Annotated in this window: 21 protein-coding genes; 9 read left to right on the top strand and 12 right to left on the bottom strand. The window is 49.9% G+C overall.

Going from position 1 to position 21,352, the window contains the following annotated elements; all coding sequences use genetic code 11:
• Position 1 precedes the first annotated feature (1 nt).
• The gene (gene sapF, locus FEM44_RS21545; protein ID WP_000573415.1) at positions 2-808 is read left to right on the top strand and encodes a peptide ABC transporter ATP-binding protein SapF; all 807 of its coding nucleotides are present in this window, start codon (positions 2-4) and stop codon (positions 806-808) included.
• 60 nt (positions 809-868) lie between these two features.
• Here the strand turns inward: sapF and FEM44_RS21540 are convergent, their stop codons facing one another.
• The 5 genes from FEM44_RS21540 to FEM44_RS21520 form a co-directional block, all read right to left on the bottom strand.
• Complete coding sequence (locus FEM44_RS21540) at positions 869-2,032, bottom strand: multidrug effflux MFS transporter (protein ID WP_135522697.1); 1,164 nt, start codon at positions 2,030-2,032, stop codon at positions 869-871.
• Positions 2,033-2,040: 8 nt separating this feature from the next.
• Complete coding sequence (locus FEM44_RS21535) at positions 2,041-3,414, bottom strand: efflux transporter outer membrane subunit (protein ID WP_135522698.1); 1,374 nt, start codon at positions 3,412-3,414, stop codon at positions 2,041-2,043.
• Positions 3,415-3,417: 3 nt separating this feature from the next.
• On the bottom strand, positions 3,418-6,525 hold the full coding sequence (locus FEM44_RS21530) for an efflux RND transporter permease subunit (protein WP_167850664.1): 3,108 nt from the start codon (positions 6,523-6,525) through the stop codon (positions 3,418-3,420).
• Complete coding sequence (locus tag FEM44_RS21525) at positions 6,525-7,646, bottom strand: efflux RND transporter periplasmic adaptor subunit (RefSeq protein WP_135522699.1); 1,122 nt, start codon at positions 7,644-7,646, stop codon at positions 6,525-6,527. Before FEM44_RS21525 ends, FEM44_RS21530 begins: the two co-directional genes overlap by 1 nt.
• A gap of 148 nt (positions 7,647-7,794) precedes the next feature.
• The gene (locus FEM44_RS21520; RefSeq protein ID WP_135522700.1) at positions 7,795-8,361 is read right to left on the bottom strand and encodes a TetR/AcrR family transcriptional regulator; all 567 of its coding nucleotides are present in this window, start codon (positions 8,359-8,361) and stop codon (positions 7,795-7,797) included.
• Positions 8,362-8,874: 513 nt separating this feature from the next.
• On the opposite strand from FEM44_RS21520, the gene fabI reads away from it, so the two are divergent.
• From fabI to FEM44_RS21500, 3 genes are all read left to right on the top strand, one after another.
• Complete coding sequence (fabI, locus tag FEM44_RS21510) at positions 8,875-9,663, top strand: enoyl-ACP reductase FabI (protein WP_000506490.1); 789 nt, start codon at positions 8,875-8,877, stop codon at positions 9,661-9,663.
• 143 nt (positions 9,664-9,806) lie between these two features.
• Positions 9,807-10,934: a carboxymuconolactone decarboxylase family protein gene (locus FEM44_RS21505; protein WP_135522702.1), complete on the top strand. Its 1,128-nt coding sequence runs from the start codon at positions 9,807-9,809 to the stop codon at positions 10,932-10,934.
• 67 nt (positions 10,935-11,001) lie between these two features.
• A complete protein-coding gene (locus tag FEM44_RS21500) occupies positions 11,002-12,936 on the top strand; it encodes an exoribonuclease II (RefSeq protein ID WP_135522703.1) in 1,935 nt (644 codons plus the stop codon).
• A gap of 63 nt (positions 12,937-12,999) precedes the next feature.
• Here the strand turns inward: FEM44_RS21500 and FEM44_RS21495 are convergent, their stop codons facing one another.
• Complete coding sequence (locus tag FEM44_RS21495) at positions 13,000-13,122, bottom strand: hypothetical protein (protein WP_130208829.1); 123 nt, start codon at positions 13,120-13,122, stop codon at positions 13,000-13,002.
• A gap of 53 nt (positions 13,123-13,175) precedes the next feature.
• Here FEM44_RS21495 and pdeR point away from each other — a divergent pair, with 53 nt between their 5' ends.
• Positions 13,176-15,161, top strand: a complete 1,986-nt coding sequence (gene pdeR, locus FEM44_RS21490) for a cyclic di-GMP phosphodiesterase (protein ID WP_130222767.1) — start codon at positions 13,176-13,178, stop codon at positions 15,159-15,161.
• Between the two features lie 41 nt (positions 15,162-15,202).
• On the opposite strand, the gene FEM44_RS26105 is transcribed toward pdeR, so the two are convergent.
• On the bottom strand, positions 15,203-15,271 hold the full coding sequence (locus tag FEM44_RS26105) for a hypothetical protein (RefSeq protein WP_441316622.1): 69 nt from the start codon (positions 15,269-15,271) through the stop codon (positions 15,203-15,205).
• A 38-nt stretch (positions 15,272-15,309) separates the two neighbouring features.
• Here FEM44_RS26105 and FEM44_RS21485 point away from each other — a divergent pair, with 38 nt between their 5' ends.
• The 3 genes from FEM44_RS21485 to osmB all read left to right on the top strand — a co-directional run bounded on the left by FEM44_RS21485 (position 15,310) and on the right by osmB (position 16,811).
• On the top strand, positions 15,310-15,483 hold the full coding sequence (locus FEM44_RS21485; protein ID WP_135522704.1) for a YciZ family protein: 174 nt from the start codon (positions 15,310-15,312) through the stop codon (positions 15,481-15,483).
• A 93-nt stretch (positions 15,484-15,576) separates the two neighbouring features.
• On the top strand, positions 15,577-16,326 hold the full coding sequence (gene yciT, locus FEM44_RS21480) for a DNA-binding transcriptional regulator YciT (protein WP_135522705.1): 750 nt from the start codon (positions 15,577-15,579) through the stop codon (positions 16,324-16,326).
• A 266-nt stretch (positions 16,327-16,592) separates the two neighbouring features.
• Positions 16,593-16,811, top strand: a complete 219-nt coding sequence (gene osmB / locus FEM44_RS21475) for an osmotically-inducible lipoprotein OsmB (protein WP_000498252.1) — start codon at positions 16,593-16,595, stop codon at positions 16,809-16,811.
• A gap of 126 nt (positions 16,812-16,937) precedes the next feature.
• Here the strand turns inward: osmB and yciH are convergent, their stop codons facing one another.
• From yciH to pgpB, 5 genes are all read right to left on the bottom strand, one after another.
• Positions 16,938-17,264 (bottom strand): stress response translation initiation inhibitor YciH, encoded by a 327-nt coding sequence (gene yciH / locus FEM44_RS21470; protein ID WP_064527234.1) that lies wholly within the window; start codon positions 17,262-17,264, stop codon positions 16,938-16,940.
• Complete coding sequence (pyrF, locus tag FEM44_RS21465) at positions 17,264-18,001, bottom strand: orotidine-5'-phosphate decarboxylase (RefSeq protein ID WP_130208839.1); 738 nt, start codon at positions 17,999-18,001, stop codon at positions 17,264-17,266. Before pyrF ends, yciH begins: the two co-directional genes overlap by 1 nt.
• A gap of 192 nt (positions 18,002-18,193) precedes the next feature.
• Complete coding sequence (lapB, locus tag FEM44_RS21460; RefSeq protein WP_130236459.1) at positions 18,194-19,363, bottom strand: lipopolysaccharide assembly protein LapB; 1,170 nt, start codon at positions 19,361-19,363, stop codon at positions 18,194-18,196.
• Between the two features lie 6 nt (positions 19,364-19,369).
• A complete protein-coding gene (gene lapA / locus FEM44_RS21455; RefSeq protein ID WP_130208843.1) occupies positions 19,370-19,678 on the bottom strand; it encodes a lipopolysaccharide assembly protein LapA in 309 nt (102 codons plus the stop codon).
• A gap of 148 nt (positions 19,679-19,826) precedes the next feature.
• A complete protein-coding gene (gene pgpB, locus FEM44_RS21450) occupies positions 19,827-20,591 on the bottom strand; it encodes a phosphatidylglycerophosphatase B (RefSeq protein ID WP_130222773.1) in 765 nt (254 codons plus the stop codon).
• A 168-nt stretch (positions 20,592-20,759) separates the two neighbouring features.
• Between pgpB and ribA the strand changes: the two genes are divergently transcribed.
• Entirely contained in the window at positions 20,760-21,350 is a 591-nt protein-coding gene (ribA, locus tag FEM44_RS21445) for a GTP cyclohydrolase II (protein ID WP_064527224.1), read from the top strand.
• Positions 21,351-21,352: the final 2 nt, after the last annotated feature.

Genomic DNA, 21,352 nt, shown 5'->3' with positions numbered 1-21,352 from the left:
GATGATAGAAACTCTGCTCGAAGTGCGTAATTTAAGCAAAACGTTCCGCTACAGGACCGGTTGGTTTCGCCGCCAGACAGTAGAAGCGGTAAAACCATTGAGCTTTACGCTGCGTGAACGCCAGACACTGGCGATTATTGGTGAGAACGGTTCCGGTAAATCGACGCTGGCAAAGATGCTGGCAGGAATGATTGAGCCAACCAGCGGCGAGTTATTGATTGACGATCATCCGCTGCATTTTGGCGATTATTCCTTCCGAAGCCAGCGTATTCGCATGATATTTCAGGATCCGTCCACCTCGTTGAATCCGCGTCAACGTATTTCGCAGATCCTTGATTTTCCACTGCGTTTGAACACAGACCTGGAACCGGAACAGCGCCGGAAACAGATAATTGAAACAATGCGTATGGTCGGTCTGCTGCCGGATCACGTCAGTTACTACCCGCATATGTTGGCACCCGGGCAAAAACAGCGTCTGGGGCTGGCGCGAGCGCTGATATTGCGCCCAAAAGTGATTATTGCCGATGAAGCCCTCGCCTCGCTGGATATGTCGATGCGTTCGCAGCTAATTAACCTGATGCTGGAGCTACAAGAGAAACAGGGTATTTCTTATATTTATGTTACCCAACATATCGGAATGATGAAGCACATCAGCGACCAGGTGCTGGTCATGCATCAGGGAGAAGTTGTCGAACGCGGTAGCACTGCGGATGTGTTGGCATCGCCGCTGCACGAACTCACCAAACGGCTTATTTCCGGCCACTTTGGCGAAGCGTTGACGGCGGATGCGTGGCGTAAAGATCGTTAATGTTCGGCGCCTCATTCTGACAGGGGAAATCCCCGTCAGAATGAGGCATTCATTAAGCCATTACTTCTGATTGCCGATTCTGGTGAGAGCAACCAGCAATGCCAGCGTATAACACACCGTAATTGCCAGGCTCATTTTTAACAGCGTTTCCCCACCAAGCCCCGACAATGGCGCGGCTATACCGCCGAAGACAAACATGCTCATCCCCATCAACGCAGATGCCGTTCCTGATTCTTGTGTCCCTACTGCACTCATAGCCTCTGCCCCACCAACAGTGCCTATGCCGCTACAAAATGCGATAGTGAAAAATAATGCCACCAGTGCCGGAATGGGTAACTGCAACCATGCACACAAGACAGTGAGCGATGCACACAGAATCGCCGCTACCAGGCCGCCTCTCAACAAATTCATCGCGTTAATCCGTTGAGCCAGCCGTGAGAAGATCCATGAAGCGATGATAAGTCCGATGCCGTTAAGGCCAAACACCAGGCTAAATTGCATTGGACTAAAGCCAAATTCTTTCTGCAACACGAACGACGAAGAGCCGATGTACGCAAACAAGCCTGCCAGCATAAAACTTTGTATCAGGCAAAAGCGCATAAAACGGCGGTTCTGCACCACGCTTCGTCCGGTTAATAGCAATGATGAGCCCCTTTTATTTTCTGGCAACGTCTCATTGATAAACAACAGGCACCCCAACAACAGTACAGTGCTAATTCCTGCCATCACCCAGAATAAAATACGCCAGTCAAAGGCGCTGACAATGTAACCGCCCAACACTGGCGACAACACCGGTGCCAGGCCATTCACCGTCATTAACAGCGCAAAGAACTGGGTCAGCGTGACTCCCTGATATTTGTCACGAGCAATAGAGCGGGAAAGCACCGAACCACCAGCCCCGGCGATCCCCTGAATAAAACGCCATACTACTAACCAGTAAATATTGTTAGTTGTCGCGCACAAAATGGAGGAAACAATAAACAATAACAACGACAAGATTAACGGACGTTTACGCCCTATTTTGTCGCTCAGAAGGCCAAATAACAGTTGTCCGACGCCAAGACCGATCAGTGATGCGGTCAGCGTTAATTGCGTTATGGTCGTGGTTGCCGCCAGTTGCTCAGACATCTCCGGCAAAGCAGGCAAATAAAGATCGGTACACATCGGGCCGATACCGGCTAAAAGACCAAGAATCAACGCCCATGAAAGAGAGACTCTAGCCATACTATTCCTTACTTGAGTGATGACATGCCGCCGCCCAGCGACTGCCAGATCGTGATCCGGTTCGTAAAATCAGTCAGTTGCAATGCCAGCAGCTCCTGCTGTGCGCTCCACAAGCTGCGCTGTGCCGTCAACACGGTCAGGTAATCACCAACACCCGCCTGGTAACGACGCAGGCCAACATCGACCGTTTGTTGTTCAGCTTTAACATACTGGCGCTGTGCATCCAGTTGCTCTTCAAGCGTGGTCCGCCGCGCCAGTGCGTTAGCAACATCTTTAAACGCGCTCTGAACGGTTTTCTCATAGGTGGCAATGAGCCCGCGCTTTTGTGCTTCTGCGTAACGAAGCTGCGCCAGATTACTACCGCCGGTGAACAGCGGTAATGTTACCGATGGCGCAAATGACCAGACCTGCATTCCGTGGCTGAACAGCGATGACAATGCGTCACTGCCGACGCCAGCACTTGCAGTCAGCGAAATCGTCGGGAAAAAGTTAGCCCGCGCGGCGCCAATATCGCCATTGGCGCTTTTCAGATTATGTTCCGCTTCCTGGATATCCGGGCGACGCAGCAGAACGTCAGATGACATTCCCGCAGGAACCAGGCTTATCAGCTGTTCCGGCAGGCTTTCCAGTGTTCCCGGTAGCAGATTTTCCGCAAGCGTTGTACCTGCCAGTAAGTTCAGCGCATTTTTATCCTGCATCACTTGTGTCTGATAGCTGGCAACGCTGGCGCGCGCTTGCTGATAAACACTCATCGCCTCACTGACATCTGTCGCTGCCGCCGTGCCAACCTGTTGCTGGCGCTGGATAATTTTCAATGAGTTTTCTGCACTGGCCATCGTTTCTTTTGCCAGGGCCAGATTACTGTTATCAGCCGCCAGGGTCAGCCAGGCGGTGCTGATTTCAGCAATCAGCGTTAAACGGGTGTTCTGGGCTGTAAATTCACTGGCAAGCCAGGTTTCTCGCGCCGCCCGTGACAAACTCTGATTACGACCAAACAGATCTAACGTAAAACTGGACACCGTGCCATCCGCCTCGGCAGTGGTTCCCGTACCATTCGCCAGCGAACGACTGCGGGTCGAACTTAAGGCCGCATTCACCGTCGGGAATAACGACGCATTAGTTTGCCCATATAGCGCCCGTGCTGAGTCAATATCAGCTATCGCTTTTTGCATATCGCGGTTACTGTTCAGAGCAATGGTCACCACCTGCTGCAATCGGGGATCGTGGATCACCTGCTGCCAGTCATGGCTGATTGCCTTTCCCTGGCCCTGTGCTCCCGGCAAGGTCGCCGGGATTGGGGAATCAGGCGTGCTGTAGTGAGGATCGAGCGAGACACATCCCGCACTCAACAGCACCAGAAAAATAAGAGAACGACGCAACATAACTTACTCCTGACGGCGCGGTTTACCGGCAAACAAACGTTTAACCAGGACAAAAAACAGAGGAACAAAGAAAATAGCCAGCAACGTAGCGGTCAGCGTACCGCCAATAATGCCCGTACCAATGGCGATACGGCTGTTCGCACCTGCGCCGGTTGCCATCGCCAGCGGCATTACCCCCGCAATAAACGCCAGCGAGGTCATGATGATTGGGCGTAGACGAGTCTGCGCCGCGCGTAATGCCGCCCGACTCAGGGAATAGCCCTCAGCCACCGCCGCTTCAGCAAATTCCACAATCAGAATGGCGTTTTTCGACGACAAACCGATGGTGGTTAATAGCGCCACCTGGAAGTAAACATCGTTGTTTAAATTACGCATCCAGGCCGCCAGCGCCGCACCAAGTAGCCCCAACGGGATCACCAGAATGACCGAGAACGGGACTGACCAGCTTTCGTACAGTGCTGCAAGGCAGAGGAAAACCACCAGAATAGAGACCGCATACAGACTCAGTGCCTGACCGCTGGCCAGTTTTTCCTGCAATGACAAGCCACTCCAGGCCCAGGTTGTTCCTGCCGGAAGGTTGTTTGCCAGAGCTTCCATTTTTGCCATCGCGTCGCCAGAACTAAAACCGCTCGCATTTTCCCCCTGAATTTCATAAGCCGCAGAACCGTTGTAGCGCACCAGTTTTTCCGGGCCGTAGATCCAACGCGTAGTGGCAAAAGCAGAGAACGGCGTCATGGCGTTATCGCTCCCGCGCACAAACCATTTCCCTAAGTCTGACGGCGCAGAACGAAACTCACTGTCGCCCTGAATGTAGACTTTTTTCACACGACCACGGTCAATAAAGTCATTCACATAAGTACCGCCCCACGCGCTGGCCAGCGTGTCGGTGACATCGCTTAAGCTCAAACCCAGCGATACGGCTTTATTGTTATCAATATCTACCTGCAATTGCGGCATTTGCGGCAGGTCATTGGCACGTACAGAAATCAGATCAGGGCTTTGATTAGCCTGTTCAATCAACTGATTACGCATTTGAAGTAAGGTTTCGCGGTCAGTCGCACCACTTGCCATTAATTCAAACGTAAAGCCATTGCTATGCCCCAGACCATCAACCGCAGGCGGCGTCATGGCAAACACCGTAGCATCACGAATTGCCCCCAACTCTTTGGTTGCCCGTAAGGCAATGGCCTGGGCGGTATTTTCAGCGCCTTTACGTTGTGACCAGTTTTTCAACGAGACAAACGCCATCCCGGTGTTCTGTCCGCTACCACTGAAACTAAAACCATCAACGGTAAAAATGACATCGGTGTTTGCTTTTTCGTTTACCAGGAACCAGTCAACAATCTGGCGGTTTACTTCTGCTGTACGAGCGGCGGTCGCCCCAGCTGGCAGCGTGTACTGCACCATGATTTCGCCCTGGTCTTCAGTGGGTAAGAAACTGCCCGGCAGTTTCCACATCATCAGGGCCATTCCGCCACCCAGCACGACATAAACACCCATTGTTCGGGCAGCACGGCGCAGGACATAAATTACGCCTCGCTGATATTTATCTTCAGTACGGCGGTAAAAGCGGTTAAATGCGCCGAAAAAGCCTTTTTTATGCGGCGGAACATGCTGGAGGACGGAACCGCACAGCGCGGGAGTCAAGGTCAATGCCACCACCACGGAAAGCAGCATTGCGGAGATAATGGTTATCGAAAACTGACGATAAATTACTCCCGTAGATCCTCCAAAGAAGGCCATCGGCAGGAATACGGCTGACAACACCAGCGCAATAGCAACCAGTGCGCCAGAAATCTCGCCCATTGATTTTTCCGTGGCTTCACGCGCGGGCAACCCTTCGTCACGCATAATGCGTTCGACGTTCTCCACCACCACAATGGCATCGTCCACCAGCAAGCCGATCGCCAGCACCATTGCAAACAAGGTAAGGGTATTAATCGAATAGCCAAACAACGCAAGGACGCCAAACGTCCCCAGCAAAACGACCGGCACGGCTAATGCCGGAATCAGCGTGGCGCGCAGGTTTTGCAGGAATAAATACATCACGCAAACCACCAGTACGATGGCTTCAAACAGTGTCTGAATTACGTCCTCTACGGAGATTTTAATAAATTCAGTACTGTCTTTCGGGTATGCGATGTCGTATCCCTGCGGCATGTTCCGCTGAAACTCTGCGATTTTATCCTTGACCAGCGTCGCCGTATTCAGCGCATTCGCCCCCGGAGAGAGCATCACGGCTACCCCTGCGGCCGGATGACCGTTCAACTTACTGATGGCGTTATAATCTTCGCTACCCATCTCGACGCGAGCCACATCTTTTATGCGAACAACTGCGCCGTCGGACTGGCTTTTAACAATGATATTTTTAAATTGCTCAACGGTTTGCAGGCGTGACTGAGCACGAACTGTTGCCGTCAATTGTTGCGTGTTCGATGACGGTAAAGCGCCGATTTTCCCGGCAGTAACCTGCACGTTTTGCGCTTCGATAGCACTTTGCACGTCTGAAGGCATCAGCGAGTATGAGGCCAGTTTGGCGGGGTCAAGCCAGATGCGCATAGCATATTCAGCCCCAAAAACTTGCAGACTACCTACGCCTTCAACACGCGCCAGCGGGTCCTGAAGATTACTCACCAGCCAGTCAGCAATATCGGAACTGGTCGCTTTATCGGTAGTGTCATACACGGCAGCAATCAGCAAAAAGTTGCTTTGTGATTTCTCCACTGTGACGCCGGTTTGCTGCACTTCGCTCGGTAAACGTGACTCCGCCTGCTGTATTTTATTTTGTACCTGCACCTGCGCGGTATCAGGGTCCGTGCCTTGTTCAAACGTCACGTTAATACTGACTGAGCCATCCGAACTACTGGTGGAGCTGAAGTAGAGCAAATTATCCAGCCCGGTAAGTTGTTGCTCAATAACCTGAGTTACGCTGTTTTCCAGCGTTTCGGCTGAAGCTCCGGTATAAGTGGCTGAAATTCTAATGGTCGGCGGTGCAACGTCAGGATATTGCGCGACGGGTAATGTGCGAATGGCCAGAATACCCGCCAACATAATCAAGATTGCGATAACCCAGGCAAAGACGGGTCTGCGAACAAAAAAGCGCGAAAACATCAGGCGTTGCCTCCATTAGCCTGAACTTCAACAGCCTTGACGGTCTGCCCTGAAGTTACTTTGGCGGAACCTTCAACAATCAGTCGGTCGCCGTTATGCAGGCCGTTCAACACCAACCATTTATCACCATACGTTTCTCCCGTTTCGAGCGTTCGCTGCTCTACTTTATTGTCTTTATTCACCACCAGCGCAGTTGCATTGCCTTTAGCATCGCGCGTGACGCCCTGTTGAGGCGCGAGAATAGCGTCTTCCATCACGCCTTCATCGACACGAGCGCGAACAAACATGCCTGGTAATAACTGTTGTTGTGGATTGGGGAAAATCGCCCGTAATGTCACCGAGTCGGTAGACTCATCCACAGCGACTTCGGTGAGTTCCAGACGCCCTTTTTCGCTGTAGGTTGTGCCATCTTCCAGAATAAGTGAGACGCTCATGGTGTCACTGTTGGTCGCCAGTGACTGTTTGCGCAGACGTAATAAATCGACACTGGAACGAGTGAGGTCGACATACATTGTATCCAGACCACGAATAGTCGTTAACGCCGTATCCTGCGACGCGGTCACCAGTGCGCCAGGCGTCACCGACGAAATGCCAATACGCCCCGATATCGGCGCGGTTACCGTGGTCCAGTCAAGATTAATGCGCGCGGTTTCCAGTGCGGCTTTTTTCGCCTCAACACTGGCTTTATCTTGTGCGCAGGTAGACTGAGCATCATCAGCATCCTGTTGTGATACACCGTTATCTTTCACCAGTCGGGCATAACGCTGCGCTTTCTGGCAATCGGCTTTTACCAGTGCCTGTGCCTGTTGTAATGCGGCCCGGGCTTCATTCCATGCCGCCCGATAACTGGCCGCATCAATTTGGTACAATGGTTGTCCGGCCTTAACTAAATCGCCTTCAGTAAATAGGCGTTTCTGGATAATTCCCCCAACCTGCGGACGTACTTCAGCACTGAGTGCCGCACTGGTGCGCCCGGTTAATTCACTGACTACCGAAACCGGTTGAGATTTGAGCGTAACAACGCCCACTTCTGTTTCCGACGGGGATGAATTGTTATTTTGCGTATTATCACAACCAGATAAGAGCAGCATTGCCACTACAGACGTTGCTATATACTTCATTATTTTCTCCAGGGTGAACAATACCCTCCTCATTAAAATTAATGAGGATATGTCAGGGATATTCAGATATAACGAGCCCGCATCGCGAAATAAATTTCGCAATGAAATAAGGGGGATTAATATCCCCCGCTATCGGTTAATTCTGTTCTTATTTATTTATCAACATACTAATAATATCCTGATATATTTTCTGCAGACGTTGGGGATCGCTTTTTTGCGGTGTTAAGCGACGATAAACCGTACCTTCCATCATGGTGGCAAGCACTTCAACGCAGCAACGAATGTGCTCGTCGCTAAGATGGGGATGCATTCTTTTCATATGCGCACAACCGTTAGCAAACATTCTGGCGTCAGCTTCCTCAAGCATAGCCATCACTCGTGGGTTGCGTGTGGCTTCTGCAGCCACTTCCAGCATCAACGCGTCGTCGTCCTCATTTAAGGATTTCCGCAAGGCAAGGACTTCCGGGAAGCGATCGGTCCGCGCGTCAATGTCCATCTGGGCAATACGAAAGTCGATGATACGGCGAACCATCTCTTCAATAATGGCATCTTTATTGGCGAAGTAACGGTAGATTTGTCCGACGCTAAGCTGAGCTTCGCTGGCAATTTGCGACATACTGGCGGCATGAAAACCGCAGCGATGAAAACACCGACGGGCGGCGTTGATGATTTCATCCTGACGCTGTTTGTGACGTATCTCCAGCTTGCTAGTCATCTCTGTCTCCTGGCCTTTCACTTAGTGAGAACGGTCATTCTCATTTTGGCTAATTATACATTCCTCCAAAGTGAGGGAAAGTATTTTTATCTTATTCATGGTGTATATTCTGATAATGAAGAGATTGTGGAGATTCTGTGAAGATGGTTGACAATATTAAGTTGGCGTCAGTTCATCAGAGAAAGACCACAACTTGTTGTCGCCAGATTATTAATCGCCGATGACACAACAGAGCCAGGGCTGATAAATCCGCATCTGTTTTCATCATCAAACTTACCGGAAGTAATACGAATAGTTTTAAAGCCAGACGCTATAAGATATTTCCACAACCTGCCCCTTGCGGGCGTCGCAAAATGCTCTCTACCGCTGATTCTCCCCCGTACAGAAAGCGCAACTATAGCCACCCACAGCCTGGTTGATTATAATAACCGTTTATCTGTTCGTACTGTTTACTAAAACGACGAATCGCCTGATTTTCAGGCACAACAAGCATCAACAATAAGGATTAAAGCTATGGGTTTTCTTTCCGGTAAGCGCATTCTGGTAACCGGTGTTGCCAGCAAACTGTCCATCGCCTACGGCATCGCTCAGGCGATGCACCGCGAAGGAGCTGAACTGGCATTCACCTACCAGAACGACAAACTGAAAGGCCGCGTAGAAGAATTTGCCGCTCAATTAGGTTCTGACATCGTTCTGCAGTGCGATGTTGCCGAAGATGCCAGCATCGACACCATGTTCGCTGAACTGGGTAAAGTCTGGCCGAAATTTGACGGCTTCGTACACTCTATTGGTTTTGCACCTGGCGATCAGCTGGATGGTGACTATGTTAACGCCGTAACTCGTGAAGGCTTCAAAATTGCCCACGACATTAGCTCCTACAGCTTCGTTGCAATGGCAAAAGCTTGCCGCTCCATGCTGAATCCGGGCTCTGCTCTGCTGACCCTTTCCTACCTGGGTGCTGAGCGCGCTATCCCGAACTACAACGTTATGGGTCTGGCAAAAGCATCTCTGGAAGCGAACGTACGCTATATGGCTAACGCGATGGGTCCAGAAGGGGTGCGTGTTAACGCCATTTCCGCAGGTCCGATCCGTACGCTGGCCGCTTCCGGCATCAAAGACTTCCGTAAAATGCTGGCACACTGCGAAGCCGTTACGCCGATTCGTCGTACCGTTACCATCGAAGATGTGGGTAACTCCGCAGCGTTCCTGTGCTCCGATCTCTCTGCCGGTATCTCCGGTGAAGTGGTCCACGTTGACGGCGGTTTCAGCATCGCTGCAATGAACGAACTGGAACTGAAATAATCGTTCTGTTGGTCAAGATGGGCGGCGTTCTGCCGCCCATTTTCTCTGTTATACCTTTCTGATATTTGTTATCGCCGATCCGTCTTTCTCCCCTTCCCGCCTTGCGTCAGGATAACGATTTCCGTTATGACCAAGGAGCGCCCATGGAACAACGCCATAGTTCAGGCAAAAGCCACTGGTATCATGAAATCCAATCCAGCACTTCAGAGCATAACGTTCTGCCACTTGTACCCGAAGCCGCAAAGGTCAACGACCCTTTTTTGCTCGACGTGATTCTTGAGGAACAAACGCTGGCCCCCTTTCAGTCATGGCTGGCACCCGCACGTGCACTCGCTGGAGCGTTGTTCCCGGATCAGCTGGCCGTGACCCGCTTGCAGACATTCACCGCTTATGAACGCCTGTCTACAGCCCTGACTGTTGCCCAGGTCTGCGGCGTTCAGCGTTTGTGCAACTACTATTCCGCGCGCCTGACACCACTTCCCGGACCGGATTCCTCCAGGGAAAGTAATCATCGGCTGGCGCAAATCACACAATATGCCCGCCAACTGGCCTTCTCTCCATCTATTATCGACGGTCAGTCCCGTGAGCATCTTAAAGATGTCGGCCTTACCGCCTGGGACTGTGTGTTCATTAACCAAATTATTGGCTTTGTCGGTTTTCAGGCACGAGTGATTACCACATTGCAGGCTTATCTCGAGCAACCAGTTCGTTGGCTACCCGGTCTGGAGATGCAAAACTACGCCGATGCATCACTGTTTGCGAATGAATCAACTCGCTGGCGTACCTGCTACGCCGTAGAAAAATTACCTGAAGATGCGGTGAATAGTTCGTCGGTTGAACTCAGCCAACTGACCGAAATACTCAATCTTCACCCAGCTCTACTTTCACGCCTTGAGGAGCTATTCGCCAGCACATTGGTTAGCGCCAAAACCAACCATCAACTTGCGACGTTGTTAACCGCGCGAATTAATGGCAGCGCCGCTTGCTTCGCTAGCCAAACATATTCAACAGCAGAATATAAAGAGGCAATCCTCATTCTACGTCAGGGCGAAAATGAAATTAATCGGTGGGCTGATAGCCATTGTGTTGAGCGCGCTACCGTTCAGGCGATACAATGGCTGACCCGAGCACCCGATCGCTTTAGCGCCGCCCAGTTCAGCCCATTACTCGAACACGAAATATCATCAACGCAGGTTATTAATTTGTTGGTATGGAGCGGGCTTTGTGGCTGGATCAATCGCTTAAAAATCGCGTTGGGTGAAACATATTAACCTTGCTGCGTCAGACAGAATCGCGTAAAACTGTCAGCCGCTCTAATGGCCACCAAAATAGACAATTATGTTTCAGGACAACCCGCTGCTAGCGCAGCTTAAACAGCAACTGCATTCCCAGACGCCCCGCGCTGAAGGGGTGGTAAAAGCCACTGAAAAAGGCTTTGGCTTCCTGGAAGTCGATGCACAGAAAAGTTATTTCATTCCGCCGCCGCAAATGAAAAAAGTTATGCATGGCGACAGAATTATCGCAGTCATCCACAGCGAAAAAGATCGTGAATCTGCCGAACCAGAAGAACTGGTTGAACCTTTTCTAACCCGCTTCGTGGGTAAAGTTCAGGGCAAGAATGACCGTCTGGCCATTGTCCCTGATCATCCATTATTGAAAGATGCCATTCCTTGCCGCGCAGCCCGTGGCCTGACACATGAATTCAAAGAAGGCGACTGGGCAGTTGCCGAAATGCGCCGTCATCCATTGAAAGGCGATCGTTCTTTCTATGCAGAACTCACGCAGTACATCACTTTTGGCGACGATCACTTCGTGCCGTGGTGGGTAACTCTGGCGCGTCATAACCTGGAAAAAGAAGCGCCGAACGGCGTTGCTACTGAAATGCTCGACGAAGGTCTGGTGCGCGAAGATCTGACTGCACTGGATTTTGTCACCATCGATAGCGCCAGCACGGAAGATATGGATGACGCCCTCTTCGCGAAGGCGCTCCCGGATGACAAACTGCAACTGATCGTGGCGATTGCCGATCCAACCGCGTGGATTGCAGAAGGAAGCAAACTGGACAAAGCGGCAAAAGTTCGTGCATTCACCAACTATCTGCCAGGTTTCAACATCCCAATGCTGCCGCGTGAGCTTTCCGACGATCTCTGCTCACTCCGCGCCAATGAAGTTCGCCCGGTACTGGCGTGTCGGATGACGCTCTCCGCAGATGGCACCATTGAAGACAATATCGAGTTCTTTGCCGCTACTATCGAGTCCAAAGCGAAACTGGTTTATGACCAGGTTTCCGACTGGCTGGAAAACACCGGCGACTGGCAGCCAGAAAATGAGGCCATTGCCGAACAAATTCGCCTCCTGGCGCAAATTTGTCAGCGTCGCGGTGAGTGGCGCCATAATCATGCACTGGTGTTTAAAGATCGCCCGGATTACCGTTTTATTCTCGGTGAAAAAGGTGAAGTACTGGATATCGTCGCCGAGCCTCGTCGCATTGCCAACCGTATTGTCGAAGAAGCGATGATCGCCGCTAACATTTGTGCGGCCCGCGTACTGCGCGATAAGCTCGGTTTTGGCATCTATAACGTGCATATGGGCTTTGATCCGGCAAATGCTGAAGCGCTGGCAGCATTGCTAAAAACGCACGGTCTGCATGTCGATGCTGAAGAAGTGCTCACGCTGGATGGTTTCTGCAAGCTGCGTCGCGAACTGGATGCGCAACCGACCGGTTTCCTCGACAGCCGTATTCGTCGTTTCCAGTCCTTTGCCGAAATCAGCACTGAACCAGGCCCTCACTTTGGCCTCGGCCTGGAAGCGTATGCCACCTGGACCTCACCGATCCGTAAATATGGCGACATGATCAACCATCGTCTGCTGAAAGCGATCATTAAAGGCGAAACGGCGACGCGTCCGCAGGATGAAATCACCGTCCAAATGGCAGAGCGTCGTCGTCTCAACCGGATGGCGGAACGTGATGTCGGTGATTGGTTATACGCCCGTTTCCTGAAAGACAAAGCCGGGACCGACACCCGTTTTGCGGCGGAAATTGTCGATATCAGCCGTGGCGGCATGCGTGTGCGTCTGGTTGATAACGGCGCTATCGCTTTTATTCCTGCGCCTTTCTTACACGCTGTGCGTGATGAACTGGTTTGCAGTCAGGAAAATGGCACCGTGCAAATTAAAGGTGAAACGGTTTACAAGGTAACCGATGTTATCGACGTTACTATTGCCGAAGTTCGTATGGAAACTCGCAGCATTATTGCTCGTCCGGTAGCGTAATATTCTTTTGCGGCCCATTCATTACGGATGGGCCGTTTACTTTACTCGTATCCGCATTCGTTTTTATCCCCCCAGATTTTTTTCACAGACTTTCGTTTGTAAACTGGCGTTTTTCCAAAACTGGATTACAAATAAATATATAAATAAAACAATACGTTTAGCTGTCGCTAATTTTATGTAATTCATGTTGGACCTTTCTTTTAATCGCGAACTCCGCTGTTAACAGGAAGACACGCTTCATGAAAACAGTTAGGGAGTCCACAACGTTGTACAACTTTCTCGGATCGCACAATCCATACTGGCGTTTATCGGAAAGCAGCGATGTTTTGCGCTTTTCCACCACCGAAACCACAGAACCTGAACGTACTTTGCAGTTATCTGCCGAACAGGCTGCTCGCATCAGGGAAATGACGGTCATCACTTCCAGCTTGATGATGAGTCTGACCGTCAATGAGAGCGATCTTTCTGTGCATCTGGTTGGACGAAAAATCAATAAGCGCGAATGGGGCGGCAACGCGTCTGCATGGCATGACACACTTGCAGTAGCCCGCGATTTATCGCATGGGCTGTCTTTTGCTGAACAGGTAGTGTCTGAAGCTCATTCCGCGATAGTCATCCTTGACAGCCGGGGAAATATCCAACGGTTTAACCGATTATGTGAAGAATACACAGGTTTCAAAGAGCACGATGTCATTGGGCAAAGCGTATTTAAGCTGTTTATGAGTCGTCGTGAAGCTGCAGCATCCAGCCGCAATAACCGTGGTTTTTTTCGCAGTGGTAATGCTTATGAAATTGAGCTCTGGATACCAACGCGCAAAGGTCAACGGCTATTTCTGTTTCGCAACAAATTTGTGCACAGCGGTAGCGGCAAAAATGAGATCTATTTAATCTGTTCCGGCACCGATATTACCGAAGAGCGTCGCGCCCAGGAACGACTTCGCATACTGGCAAATACCGACAGCATCACTGGACTACCGAATCGTAACGCCATGCAGGCGTTAATCGATCATGCCATTGATCAAGCTAACGACTGTAAGGTTGGTGTTGTATATCTTGATTTAGACAATTTTAAAAAGGTAAACGACGCTTACGGGCATTTATTTGGCGACCAGTTGTTACGTGAGGTGTCACTGGCCATTTTAAGCTGCCTTGAACAGGATCAGGTGCTGGCGCGTCCTGGCGGGGATGAGTTTCTGGTACTGGCACCCAATACATCACAAAGCGCACTGGAAGCGATGGCATCACGTATTTTAACCCGGCTTCGCCAACCCTTCCGCATTGGTTTAATTGAAGTCTATACCGGCTGTTCAGTCGGTATTTCACTTTCGCCACAACATGGTATGGACAGCGCTGCCATTATTCGCCATGCCGATACCGCAATGTACACCGCAAAAGAAGGTGGGCGCGGACAGTTCTGTGTTTTTTCGCCAGAAATGAACCAACGGGTATTCGAATATCTTTGGCTTGATACCAACCTGCGTAAGGCGCTGGAAAACGATCAGTTAGTGATTCATTATCAACCGAAAATCACCTGGCGCGGTGAAGTTCGAAGCCTGGAAGCGTTGGTGCGCTGGCAGTCGCCTGAACGCGGACTCATTCCCCCGTTAGACTTTATTTCCTATGCAGAAGAGTCTGGGCTAATTGTTCCATTAGGACGTTGGGTGATTCTCGATGTGGTGCGTCAGGTGGCGAAATGGCGTGATAAAGGCATTAATCTGCGGGTAGCGGTTAACATCTCTGCGCGCCAGTTTGCCGATCAAACTCTTTTTACCGATCTGAAGCAGGTTCTTCAAAAACTGAATTTTGAATACTGCCCTATTGATATCGAGTTAACTGAAAGCTGTCTGATAGAAAATGATGAACTCGCCCTCTCCGTTATCCAGCAATTTAGTCAGTTAGGCGCACAAGTGCATTTGGATGATTTTGGCACTGGCTACTCTTCGCTTTCGCAACTGGCCCGTTTTCCCATTGATGCGATTAAACTTGACCAGGCTTTTGTCCGTAATATTCACAAACAACCTGTCTCGCAGTCATTAGTGCGCGCGATTGTCGCCGTCGCCCAGGCATTGAATCTGCAAGTGATCGCCGAAGGCGTGGAAAGCACAAAAGAAGATGCCTTTTTAACCAAAAACGGCATCAATGAGAGGCAAGGATTTTTGTTTGCCAAACCAATGCCTGCCGTGGCCTTCGAGCGCTGGTTTAAACGTTATCTAAAGCGGTCATAAAGAGACGAATATAAACATTTAACGATACATAATCTCATTATTTAACACATTTCCGAATGATAATTAGCCTTTGCCACTATACGCTTCTCTTTTAGTGGCAATTTTTGCATTATTCATTTTTGCCTTTATTTGCCATAAGGATGCCCTCATGTCTGAATTTGATGCCCAGCGCGTTGCCGAACGTATTGATATTGTGTTAGATATCCTTGTGGCGGGCGATCACCACTCTGCGATCCATAATCTCGAGATACTTAAAGCAGATCTCTTGCGCCAGGTTGCTGCATCTACGCCAGACATCCCGAAGGCACCGTGGGAGATTTAACAGTCGTGCTTTCAGGCTTTCCATTTAGCAGAAAAGGATGCCAGGCGCGTCAGCTTTTTTATTAAATATTATAACGTTATAAGAATTACAGCGATGAATTCCCGACAACAAACAATTCTACAGATGGTCATTGACCAGGGTCAGGTTAGCGTAACCGAACTGGCAAAAGCCACTGGTGTTTCTGAAGTTACTATTCGCCAGGATCTCAACACCCTCGAAAAACTGAGTTATCTGCGCCGCGCGCATGGTTTTGCAGTTTCGCTTGATAGCGATGATGTTGAAACCCGGATGATGAGTAATTATACGCTGAAGCGTGAACTTGCCGAGTTTGCGGCTTCTCTGGTTCAGCCAGGTGAAACTATCTTTATTGAAAATGGCAGCAGCAATGCCCTTCTGGCTCGCACGTTAGGCGAACAGAAGAAAGATGTTACCATCATTACGGTTAGCAGCTACATTGCGCATTTGTTGAAAGACGCTCCCTGTGAAGTCATTCTACTTGGTGGCGTGTACCAGAAAAAAAGCGAAAGCATGGTTGGCCCTCTGACACGTCAGTGTATCCAGCAGGTTCATTTCAGTAAGGCATTTATTGGTATTGATGGCTGGCAACCTGAAACTGGATTTACTGGACGCGACATGATGCGTACCGACGTAGTCAATGCCGTGTTGGAAAAAGAGTGCGAAGCAATAGTTCTGACGGACAGCTCAAAATTTGGTGCCGTACATTCTTACTCCATCGGCCCTGTTGAGAAAATCAAACGGGTCATTACCGACTCGAAGATACCTGCCAGCCACCTGTTGCATCTTGAGCATAATAGACTGACAGTTCACGTCATCGACAATTAATTTCCCCTCCTCTACGGATGATTTGCACTTTCGCAAATCATCCGCTCTAAGATGATTCCTGGCTGTTAATTAAGACTATTTACCTGTCCTTAAAACTTTAAAGTTGTAAACTTAACATTAGCGATATAACAGGAAGTGACTGTCACCTGCGTGATATAACCCTGCGCGAGAGGATTTCACGGAAAATAACTTTTTCAGAAAGCGTCTTAACTATTATAGTTAAAGAGAGCTTACTTCCGTGAATCATAAATTCAGGAGAGAGTATTATGTTTGTAACGAGCAAAAAAATGACCGCGGCTGTTCTGGCAATTACGCTGGCTATGTCTCTGAGTGCCTGTTCTAACTGGTCTAAACGAGATCGTAATACCGCAATCGGTGCGGGTGCAGGTGCTTTAGGTGGCGCAGTACTGACTGATGGCAGCACGCTGGGTACGTTAGGCGGTGCAGCAGTCGGTGGTATTATCGGTCACCAGGTCGGTAAATAATCGTAAATAAATGTCGATTAGCGACTCGCAATTATAATACGCTTAACTCTGTTTAGTACGAACTAACCGAATAATACACACAGTAAAATAAATGAAAGCCACGGAATATTTTCGTGGCTTTTTTTGTTAACCGCCTGCGAGTTTTACCTTCATGCCTTTCGCTTCAAGCATTGATTTTAATAAATCACGCTTATCACCCTGAATTTCGATAATTCCTTCTTTTACTGAACCTCCGCAGCCGCATTTTTTCTTCAGTTCTGCCGCTAGCTTGATCAGTTCAGCTTCATCGAGATCAACACCTGTAATCAGGCAAACACCCTTACCTTTACGGCCACTGGTTTGACGTTGAATACGCACAACGCCATCACCTTTAGGGCGTACAGGGGCTACTTTCGGTTCATCGATACGTCCAGTCTCCGTTGAATAGACCAGACGGCTGTTGGAATCACTCATTATGCACTCCGCTGTAACGAGGCGTTGATCGCTTTCAGCGTTTGCGCTGGATCCGCAGATTGCGTCACCGGGCGACCAATCACCATATAATCAACCCCAGCTGCCAGCGCCTGTTCTGGCGTCATAATGCGGCGCTGGTCTCCAGCATCACTCCCCTGCGGACGAATACCCGGCGTAACCAGTTTGAAGTCCTGACCAAACGCTTGTTTAAAACGAACGGCTTCCTGGGCAGAACACACCACGCCATCAAGACCACATTTTTGTGTCAACGCCGCCAGACGCTCTGCATAATCCGCTGGTGACAGTGTCACGCCGAGATCCGCCAGATCGCTTGATTCCATGCTAGTCAGCACCGTTACCGCTATTAACAACGGCGCGTCTTTGCCAAACGGAACCAGCGCCTCACGAGCTGCGGTCATCATACGCGCCCCGCCAGAGGCATGAACATTCACCATCCACACACCTAAGTCAGCCGCTGCGGCCACGGCGTGCGCTGCTGTGTTGGGAATGTCGTGAAATTTCAGGTCAAGGAAGATATCAAAACCACGCTCTTGCAGTTCACGGACAAACTGTGGCCCAAACAGCGTAAACATCTCTTTGCCAACTTTCAGACGACAATCGCGTGGGTCGATTTTGTCGACAAATGCCAGCGCAGCATCACGATTATTATAATCGAGGGCAACAACGACGGGAGAACGCGTAACAGCGCGGGAAGAAGATGAAGCAGTTAACGTCATGACCAGACCTTCTTGATGATGGGCACCGGAAGTGGCGCAAAAAAGGTAAACGGCGTGCATTCTACCCGTGGAAATAAAAAATTAACAGTTGCGATTTCTCCCCTGTCAGGCTTTTCCACGCAGGCGTTGCCGAAGCTCATTTGTTGATAACAACCATTAGTATGTTGTAACTAAAGTTGATTTTTTTTAAAACTACAGGCCATCCAGACCACGAATTGGTTTAATGGTCGACCAGGCCCGACAGGACGGACAATGCCAGTAGAGGGTATAAGCGGTAAAACCACACTTCTGGCAGCGATAACGCGGCTTACTGCGTACCTTCTCACCAACCATATCGCGCAACACCATCAGGCTCTCTTTTGCACGCCCTTCTTCCGCTTCATTGAGGTGGTAATCCATCAATTTGTGGAACACGCGCATGGTTGGATGACGTTGCAACTGGCGCGTAATATAAACCTGAGCAGCATCGCTCCCGTCACGCGATTCAATGATGTCTGCAAGCATCAGTTCAGCATCAGCACCCGTATTTTCTTCCACCGCTCGCTGGAGAAACTCTGCCCATTCGGCAGTTTTACCCAGTTGCTGATAGCAGGTTTGCAGCATTTCCAGCGTTTCGCTGACCAGTTCTCTGTCCTGAGAAATAACGCGTTGCAGGCTTTCGACTGCTTTGCCGTACTCGCCTTTAGCCATAAACACACGCCCCATCATGATGGATACGCGCGCGCTGTTTTTGTCGGCCGCCGCACCTTTTTTCAGCAAGGTCATGGCACGATCGAGATCGTCGCTGGCAATGTATTGAAGAGCTAATTCACAATAGAAATGAGCTATTTCGACCCGCTGTTTATCTTTACCCAGTTTAACCAAACGTTCGGCGACATCGATCGCCTTTTGCCATTCACTGGTGGCCTGGTAGATTTGCAGGAGTTGTTGCAAAGCGCCAACACGGAAGTCAGTTTCATCAGTCAATTGATTAAACATATCTTCCGCACGATCGTACAACCCTGCAGCCATGTAATCACGACCCAGTTGCTGAATTGCCAACAGGCGCTGTTCATAGGTCAGCGAGGCGCTTTCCATTAAGGTTTGGTGGATGCGAATTGCGCGATCGACTTCGCCACGGGATCGGAACAAGTTTCCGAGCGTAAGGTGGGCTTCAACGGTGCCAGTGTCCTCTTTGAGCATATCGAGGAACAGGTCCACCGCTTTATCTTGTTGATTGCTAAGCAGAAAGTTAACCCCCGCCACGTAATCACGTGACAGACGGTTGGCTTCATCTTGCTTGTTTTGTTGCGCACTTCTGCGGCCCATATACCAGCCATAGGCAGCGGCTACAGGCAAAAGCAGAAACAACAACTCCAGCATAGAAGGTTATTCCTTCGCCACTGACGCATGCGGCGCTACCGCCACATCAGTCGCGGGTGAAAGCTGGTTTTCCAGTCGCTTTATTTTACGTTCAGCACGCGCCAGAGAAACACGAACTCGCAGCCAGAACAGTCCGCAAATTAACCAACCGATAGCAAAACCCGCAGCAAACAATACCGCCAGCAAAGTAGAGATACGATACTCCCCTTGCGCTAACAGATAGTTAAACGTCACCTGTTGATCGTTCTGCGCACCTAACGTGACCGAAATCACGAAAATCGCCAACACCAATAAGAAAATGAGTAAATATTTCACATTACTTCCCGTTATGTGGTTAGAGCGCATAAATTATGGTCAACTTACCGCAATAGCCCTTTAAAGTACCATTTTCACGCCGACTGCGAAATGGCAACTACGTGCATTGTTGGTGATTTAAGGGCGAAAATCAGAAAATCAACCAGCGTTAACTTTCTTCTTCTCGTTGCGCTATCTCACGATTTTCTTCCGGAGGTGGTGTTAATGGCCCACAAATTCGTTGTGCAAGCCAGGTTGCCACCGCCACCAGCGCCCACGAAATCAATGTAGCCACCACCAAATCACGCGGCCAATGCATCCCGAGCAGTAGGCGGCTTCCCATGACTCCCGTGGCCCAAACCAGCAAGAGTGCAATGGTGAACGTTCGCCGACGCGGCCACAGTAACCCAACGGCCAGCAGCGCCCAACTGGCAGCAAACATCGTGTGACCGGAAGGAAAGGCAAATCCCGTCTCTTTCTGCCAGTGAGAGCGTAAATAGCCCGGTATATTATTTTCTGCAGCCAACTGTTCTTTCACTAAACTTCCGCGTTCCGCACGTTTTAAAGTGTAGAACTCCTCAACCGGAATATGATGTGTTTTTTCCAGCCATATCACAAAGGGGCGCGGCTCCTGAACTTTATCTTTTATCCAGGATTTCACGCCTTGTCCAATGAGGATCGCCGCAGCCAGAATGGTAAACAGCATAATTGCGGCTTTGAGGCGAAAACGCAGACACCAGAGAAACCAAGCGAATAAAATCAGATGTGTAATGACGCCCCAAGGCTGAGTAACGGTTTCAGTGACCCAAAAGGCCGCTTTTAACAGCCAACTTTGATCTCCTGGTTGCCAACGCCAGCCGGAAATCCATACAGCTACCGGCATTACAAGTAATAGTGCAGCTCCCACTGCGGTACGTCTGGCAATCGAACGCATGGCCTCTCCTTTTTATAATTCTGACAATCATAACTGAAAATGCCTGCTCCAGTAAAAATTGACAGATTTGTGCCATTCGGTGAACGATTGGCGCGTCGTGATTAGGAGAACCCCTTCGCGTTATGGCAAAATAAGCCAATACAGAACCAGCATTATCTGGAGAATTTCATGCAGCTTAAACGTGTGGCAGAAGCCAAACTGCCAACCCCATGGGGCGATTTCCTGATGGTGGGATTTGAAGAACTGGCAACCGGACACGATCATGTCGCGTTAGTTTATGGCGACATTTCAGGACATACTCCTGTCCTGGCACGCGTCCATTCTGAGTGTCTGACCGGTGATGCCCTGTTCAGCTTGCGCTGCGATTGTGGCTTCCAGCTTGAAGCGGCACTGACGCATATTGCCGAAGAAGGCCGTGGTATTTTGCTGTACCACCGTCAGGAAGGACGTAACATCGGTTTGTTGAATAAAATCCGTGCTTATGCGTTACAGGATCAAGGTTACGATACTGTAGAGGCCAATCATCAGTTAGGTTTCGCCGCTGATGAACGTGATTTCACCCTCTGCGCCGATATGTTCAAGTTACTGGGCGTCAATGAAGTCCGTCTGTTAACCAACAACCCGAAAAAAGTCGAAATTCTAACCGAAGCGGGTATCAACATTGTTGAGCGCGTGCCGTTGATTGTTGGCCGTAACCCAAATAATGAACACTATCTCGATACTAAAGCCGAGAAAATGGGCCATTTGCTCAACAAATAACC

The organism is Escherichia sp. E4742 (assembly GCF_005843885.1).
GTDB lineage: Bacteria > Pseudomonadota > Gammaproteobacteria > Enterobacterales > Enterobacteriaceae > Escherichia.
Note: the sequence above shows the minus strand (reverse complement) of the source record. Positions and strands in the feature narration are given on the sequence as shown.